This window comes from Verminephrobacter aporrectodeae subsp. tuberculatae At4 (assembly GCF_000193225.1).
Lineage (GTDB): Bacteria > Pseudomonadota > Gammaproteobacteria > Burkholderiales > Burkholderiaceae_C > Acidovorax > Acidovorax aporrectodeae.
The window spans coordinates 1-6,336 of sequence record NZ_AFAL01000562.1 but is presented as its reverse complement, the minus strand read 5'-3'; the positions used below and the strand labels follow the sequence as shown (position 1 = coordinate 6,336).

Annotated in this window: 5 protein-coding genes and 1 pseudogene; 4 read left to right on the top strand and 2 right to left on the bottom strand. The window is 67.9% G+C overall.

What is annotated here, in order from left to right; translation table 11 throughout:
- Positions 1-266: pseudogene (locus VTU_RS0118315) on the bottom strand (phosphate acyltransferase); the annotation flags it as partial.
- Positions 267-288: 22 nt separating this feature from the next.
- Complete coding sequence (gene xsc / locus VTU_RS0118310) at positions 289-2,109, bottom strand: sulfoacetaldehyde acetyltransferase (protein ID WP_010106866.1); 1,821 nt, start codon at positions 2,107-2,109, stop codon at positions 289-291.
- Between the two features lie 170 nt (positions 2,110-2,279).
- On the opposite strand from xsc, the gene VTU_RS0118305 reads away from it, so the two are divergent.
- From VTU_RS0118305 to VTU_RS28175, 4 genes are all read left to right on the top strand, one after another.
- Entirely contained in the window at positions 2,280-3,110 is an 831-nt protein-coding gene (locus VTU_RS0118305) for an IclR family transcriptional regulator (RefSeq protein ID WP_010106864.1), read from the top strand.
- A 28-nt stretch (positions 3,111-3,138) separates the two neighbouring features.
- A complete protein-coding gene (locus VTU_RS0118300) occupies positions 3,139-4,113 on the top strand; it encodes an AAA family ATPase (RefSeq protein WP_029554547.1) in 975 nt (324 codons plus the stop codon).
- An 11-nt stretch (positions 4,114-4,124) separates the two neighbouring features.
- Positions 4,125-5,843, top strand: coding sequence for a cobaltochelatase CobT-related protein (locus VTU_RS0118295; protein ID WP_010106860.1), 1,719 nt, complete (start codon positions 4,125-4,127; stop codon positions 5,841-5,843).
- A 94-nt stretch (positions 5,844-5,937) separates the two neighbouring features.
- A partial coding sequence (locus tag VTU_RS28175; RefSeq protein WP_010106858.1) for an IS66 family transposase occupies positions 5,938-6,336 on the top strand: 399 nt, incomplete at its 3' end.

Genomic DNA, 6,336 nt, shown 5'->3' with positions numbered 1-6,336 from the left:
TCGACGATCTCGAAGCGCGCGATATCGATGCCAGCCGCCAGCGCCGCCTGGGCGATGGCAGCGCGCGGGCCGACGAGCACCGGTAGCGCAAGTTGGGCGTCGATGATGCGCGCCGCCGCGCCGATGGCCGCGCTGTCGCACGGGTAGACCAGCGCGATGCGCTGGGGCGCGTCGGCCGCGCGCTCACGCGCCCGACGAACCAGGTCGTCGAGCCGTGGATGCGTGGCCGGAGCGCTTGTCGTTTCTGCGAGAAGCGCTGAAGTCATGGCAGTGACCGTCAGCGCGGGCTCAGACGTAGTCCTTGTACTTGTCCAGGAAGCGCACGGGCTTGGCCAGCGCGTCGCGGCGGAACGGGTCGCCCAGTTCCCGTGTGCACATGATTTCGATGACGCAGGTCTTGCCTTCGTTCATCTGCATGTCGATGGCTTTTTTGAGCGCCGGGCCCACGTCTTCCAGCTTGTCGACCACGATGCCTTCGGCGCCCATCGACTTGGCGATGCCGGCGAAGCTCTCGCTCTCCAGTTCGCCCGCGACAAAGCGGCGGTTGTAGAAATCGACCTGGTTCTTCTTCTCGGCGCCCCACTGGCGGTTGTGGAAGACCACGGCCGTCACCGGAATGTCGTGCCGCACGGCCGTCATGATTTCGACCATGCTCATGCCCCAGGCACCGTCGCCGGCGTAGGCCACGGCGGGGCGGTCGGGCGCCGCGCACTTGGCGCCGATCATGGTGGGCAGCGAGTAGCCGCAGTTGCCGAAGCTCATCGGCGCGAAGAAACTGCGCGGCTCCTCGAAGCGCAGGTAGCTGTTGGCCACGGCGTTGATGTTGCCGATGTCGGTGGAGACCATCACGCGCGGCGGCATGGCCGTCTCCAGTTCGCGCAGCACTTGGCGCGGGTGCAGGTAGCTGCCGCCGGTCGGCGTCTTCTCGCCCTTGGCTTCTTCGATGGCGTCCAGGCTGAAGGGATCGCGCTCATGCGTCCACTCGTCCAATTCCTTCTCCCAGGCGTCCTTCTCGGCCTGGATGGTCGCGGCGCGTTCGGCCTTGGTGGCGTCGCAGGCCAGCGTCCGGCCTTCGAGCCGCTTCAGCAGCGCCTTGGCCGTGGCCTTGGCGTCGCCGTGGATGCCGACGGTGATCTTCTTCACCAGACCCAGGTTGGTGTGATCGGCTTCCACCTGGATGATCTTCGCGTCCTTGGGCCAGTAGTCCATGCCGTGCTGCGGCAGCGTGCCGAAGGGGCCCATGCGCGAGCCCAGGGCGATGACCACGTCGGCCTGCGCGATGAGCTTCATCGCCGCCTTCGAGCCCTGGTAGCCCAGCGGGCCGGCCCACAGCGGATGGCTGGCGGGGAACGAGTCGTTGCGCAGATAGCCGTTGGCCACGGGCGCGCCCAGGCGCTCGGCCAGGGCCTTGCATTCCTCCACCGCGTCGCCCATCACCACGCCGCCGCCAGACAGGATGACCGGGAACTTGGCCGTGGCCAGCAGATCGGCCGCGGCCTGCAGGCTCTGCTCGCCGCCGGCGCTGCGTTCGATGCGCATCGGTTTCGGGATCTCGCACTGGATCTCGCCGTAGAAGTAGTCGCGCGGAATGTTCAGCTGCGTCGGCCCGTTCTCGGAGATGGCGCGGTCGAAGCTGCGCGCCGTGAACTCGGCCATGCGCTTGGGGTTGACGACGTGGCCCTGGTACTTGGTGAACTCCTGGAACATCGGCAGCTGGTTGGCCTCCTGGAAGCCACCCAGGCCCATGCCCATGGTGCCGGTTTCGGGCGTGATCATCACGACCGGGCTGTGTGCCCAGTAGGCAGCCGCGATGGCCGTGACGCAGTTGCTGATGCCGGGGCCGTTCTGGCCGATCACCACGCCATGGCGGCCCGACACCCGCGCATAGCCGTCGGCCATGTGCGCCCCACCCTGCTCATGCACCACCGGAATCAGGCGGATGCCGGCCGGCGCGAAAATGTCCATCGCGTCCATGAAGGCCGAGCCCATGATGCCGAACATGTCGCTCACGCCCTGGGCCACCAGCGTCTCGACGAAGGCTTCGGAAGGCGTCATCTTCTGCACGCCGCTGACGACGCAACGTTCGATGGCCGTGGGTTGCCGGGTCATGAGAGTGTCTCCTTCGGTCTCTGGTGGCGGGATGGGGTGGAAAAAGGTGGAACTACATGTTCCGATTTCTTGTTGATCGCGAATATAGGCCGCTCCGGCGTGCGCGTCAAACAAATCTAAAAAATCGGAACGCCATGTACTGTTTTCGCATCTGGCTATGATCGGCAGCCATGAAGATCGTCAAGAGTGCCAAGCTCGAAGCGCGCGCCGAGGGCGTCGAAACCGGCGCCGACACGCCGGCGATGCGGCTGTTCTCGCTGCTGGAAACCATCGCCGCCCGGGACCGGCTCTACGCGCTGCAGGGCCTGGTCGAAGAGACCGGCCTGCCCAAGCCCACGCTCCATCGCATGCTTCAGCAGCTGGAAGCCGGCGGCCTGCTGCAGCGCGAGGTCGATGGCCGGCACTACGGCATGGGCACGCGGCTGCGGCGACTGGCGGAAAACCTGCTGCTCAATGACAGCCTGCATGGCGCGCGGCATGCCGTGCTGCGGCGCCTGGTGGAGGAAGTGGGCGAAAGCTGCAACATCACGGCGCTTTCGGGCAGCGAAGTGGTCTACCTGGACCGCGTCGAGACCGTGGCGCCGCTGCGCTTCCATCTGCATCCGGGCTCGCGCGTGCCGGTGCATTGCTCGGCCAGCGGCAAGATATTTCTGGCGCAGATGGACGCCGCGCAGCGCCGCCGTCTGCTGGCCAACGGTACGCTGGAGGCCTGCACCCCGAAGACGCTGACGAACCTGGCGCAGATCGAGCACGAGATCGCCCGCGTTCGAAAGGACGCCTTCGCCATCGACAACGAGGAGTTCCTGCCCGGCCTGCTGTGCATCGCCATGCTGGTGCCCAGCGCCAGTGGGCCGTCGAACCTGTGCCTGGCCGTGCAGGCGCCGGTGATGCGGCTGAACCTGGCCAAGGCAAAGACGCTGATTCCGGCGCTGCAGCGCGCCGCCCAGGCGCTGAGCCGGATCGCCGTAGACGCCGATCCCGACAGCCGCGTGCAGGCCTGAGCCCGTGCAGACACCCAAAGACGACACCGTGACCGACACCGCCGACCTTCGACCCGACCGCCTGCTGAGCGTGCGCGACACCTTCGGCATCGACAGCGACCTGCAGGTGCCCGCCTTCAGCGAGCGCGATGCGCACGTGCCCAGGATCGACAGCGTCTACCGCTTCCAGCCCGACGTCACGCTGGCCATCCTGGCGGGCTTCATGCGCGACCGGCGCGTGATGGTGCAGGGGCTGCATGGCACCGGCAAGTCCACGCACATCGAGCAGGTCGCGGCGCGCTTGAACTGGCCGTGCGTGCGGCTCAACCTCGACGGCCACATCAGCCGCCCGGACCTGGTGGGCAAGGACGCCGTCGTGCTGCGCGGCGGCCAGCAGGTCACCGAGTTCCAGGAAGGCATCGTGCCCTGGGCGCTGCAACGCCCGGTGGCGCTGATCTTCGACGAGTACGACGCCGGCCGGCCGGACGTGATGTTCGTCATCCAGCGCATCCTGGAACGCGACGGACAGTTCACCCTGATGGACCAGAACCGCGTGCTGCGCCCGCACCCCTTCTTGCGCTTGTTCGCCACGGCCAACACGGTGGGCCTGGGCAACCTCAACGGCCTGTATCACGGTGCCCAGCGCCTGAACCATGCGCAGATCGACCGCTGGAACATCGTCGCCTCGCTCGACTACCTGCCGCCCGACGAAGAGCTGGCGATCGTGCAGGCGCGCGTGCCTTCGTTGGCCAACGATGCGGGCACGGTGCTGGTCCGCGCGATGGTCGCCGTGGCCGATCTGACCCGCAAGGGCTTTGCCGTGGGCGACCTTTCGACGCTGATGTCGCCGCGCACCGTGATCACCTGGGCCGAGAACGTGGAGATCTTCAAGGACCCGGCCCAGGCCTTCCGGCTTTCCTTCGTCAACAAGTGCGACGAGGCGGAACGCCCGCTGGTCGCCGAGTATTTCCAGCGCTGCTTCGACCTTGAGTTGAAGGAATCGCACCAGCTCTGCCCCCTCTGACGCCACGGCCCATGAGCGACGGTCAGCAGCGCATCCGGCAGCAACAGCGCGTGGCCGAACTCTGCGCGGGCGTGGTGCGCGCCGTCAGCGGTGAGCGCGACTTGCACTTTCGCGGGCCGCGCCTGCACCGGGGCCGCGAGCCGCTGCCCTGGTTCGCGCCGCACCTGCATCCGTCAGCCGACACCGACGACTTCAGGTCCTTTCGCGGCGTGGCCGACGGCCTGGCGCTGCGCATCGCGGGCTCCGATGCGGCGCTGCACGCGGCGCTCAAGCCCGAGCAAGCCATCGAGCGCTTCATCTTCGAGATGCTCGAGCAGTTCCGCGTCGAAGCGCTGGCACCCGAGGCGATGCCAGGCATGGTGCGCAACCTGCGGCATCGGCACGCGCAGTGGTCACTGGCCTTGCACCACTCGGGCATGACCGACACGGCGCGCGGCCTGCTGATCTACACCGTCGCGCAGATCTGCCGGGCGCGCGTCACCGGGCAGCAGGTGGTCGAGCAGACCGAAGACATGCTGGAAGCCACCCGATTCTGCCTGTCGCCAGTCATCGGCCATGCGCTGGCGGGCCTGCGCCGCGACCGCGCCGACCAGGCCGCGTACGCGATGCACGCGCGCGACATCGCGCGCACCGTGGCCGGGCTGCTGGCCGACGCAGCCGACGACGGCGAAGACCGGCGCGATGGCGCCGACACCGACACGCGGCGCGGCCTGTTCAGCCTGGTGGCCGACATGGACGCGGAGATCGTCGAGCGCTTCACGGCCGCGCATGCCGGACGCAGCCGCGTGCTGGACGATGCCAGCGGCGTCTACCGCGTATTCACGACTGCCTACGACCGCGAGCAGGACGCCGGCACGCTGGCGCGCAAGGAGGTGCTGGCCGCCCACCGCGAGCGCATCGACCGCCGCATCGCCGCGCAGGGCGTGAACGTGGCGCGGCTGGCGCGACAGCTGCGCGCGCTGCTGACCGACCCCACGCGCGAGGGCTGGGATGGCGGCCAGGAAGAAGGCCACATCGACGGCCGCCGGCTGGCGCAACTGATCGCGTCGCCGACCGAGCGACGGCTGTTCCGCAGGGAGCGGCAAGAACCCGTGGCGGACTGCGCGCTGACCTTCCTCATCGATTGCTCCGGCTCGATGCAGGAGCACGCCGAATCGGTGGCCATGCTGGTCGACGTGCTGTCGCGCGCCCTCGAACAGGCAGGCGTGACGAGCGAGATTCTGGGTTACACCACCGGCGCGTGGAACGGCGGCCGCGCGCGGCGCGACTGGCAGCGCGCCGGCCGCCCGCCGCACCCCGGGCGCCTCAACGAGCGCTGCCACATGGTGTTCAAGGCCGCCGCGACGCCCTGGCGCCGCGCACGGCCGGCCATCGCTGCCCTGCTGAAGGCGGATCTGTTTCGCGAAGGGATCGACGCAGAAGCCGTCCACTGGGCATGCGCCCGCCTGCTCGCACGCGGCGAGGAACGCAAGGTGCTGCTGGTCGTCTCAGACGGCTCGCCGATGGACAGCGCCACCGAACTGGCCAACGACGCCCACTACCTGGAGCACCACCTGCGCGATGTCGTCGCACGCCACGAACAGGCCGGCCGCATCGGGATCGGCGGCCTGGGCGTGGGGCTGGACCTGAGCCCCTACTACCGCCACAGCCAGGTGATCGACGTCGCCGCATCGACCGGCCATGCGGTCTTCGCGGAGATCGTGGCGCTGATCGCGCAGCTGCGGCGCTGAAGACCGACGAAAGACGCGCGGACAGCAAGGCCAGCGCCGTCTGCGCGAGCTGACCTTCTTGGCCCAGAGCAGTGGCCAAGCTTGACCGCAACGCATGATGGACATGCTGCTGGCAGCGCATCGAGGCTGCGAACGGGCTCGCACACAGGGAATCACTGCGGTGCAGTCACGCCAACTGCTGCGTTGGATAAGACGCTACCGTGCCCTGTTGGATGAGGGGCAAGCGCTCAACCCGCAACGCGTCAAGGAGCCGGGAAAACGTGGACGGGCCAAGCAGTCGGATGCGTTCAATTTGCTGCGACGCCTGCGCGATCATGAGCAAGAGGTGCTGCGCTTTGCGCGTGACCTGTCGGTGCCTTTCACGAACAACTTGGCCGAGCGGGTCATCCGGATGCCCAAGGTCAAGCAAAAAATCTCGGGTTGCTTTCGCACCTTTGCCGGAGCGCAAAGCTTCTGCACGATCCGCTTCTATCTGGACACTGCGCGCAAGCAT

Coding starts and splice junctions, on each gene's coding strand:
- xsc (WP_010106866.1), bottom strand. CDS start 2,109: ATGACCCGGCAACCCACGGCCATCGAACGTTGCGTCGTCAGCGGCGTG.
- VTU_RS0118305 (WP_010106864.1), top strand. CDS start 2,280: ATGAAGATCGTCAAGAGTGCCAAGCTCGAAGCGCGCGCCGAGGGCGTC.
- VTU_RS0118295 (WP_010106860.1), top strand. CDS start 4,125: ATGAGCGACGGTCAGCAGCGCATCCGGCAGCAACAGCGCGTGGCCGAA.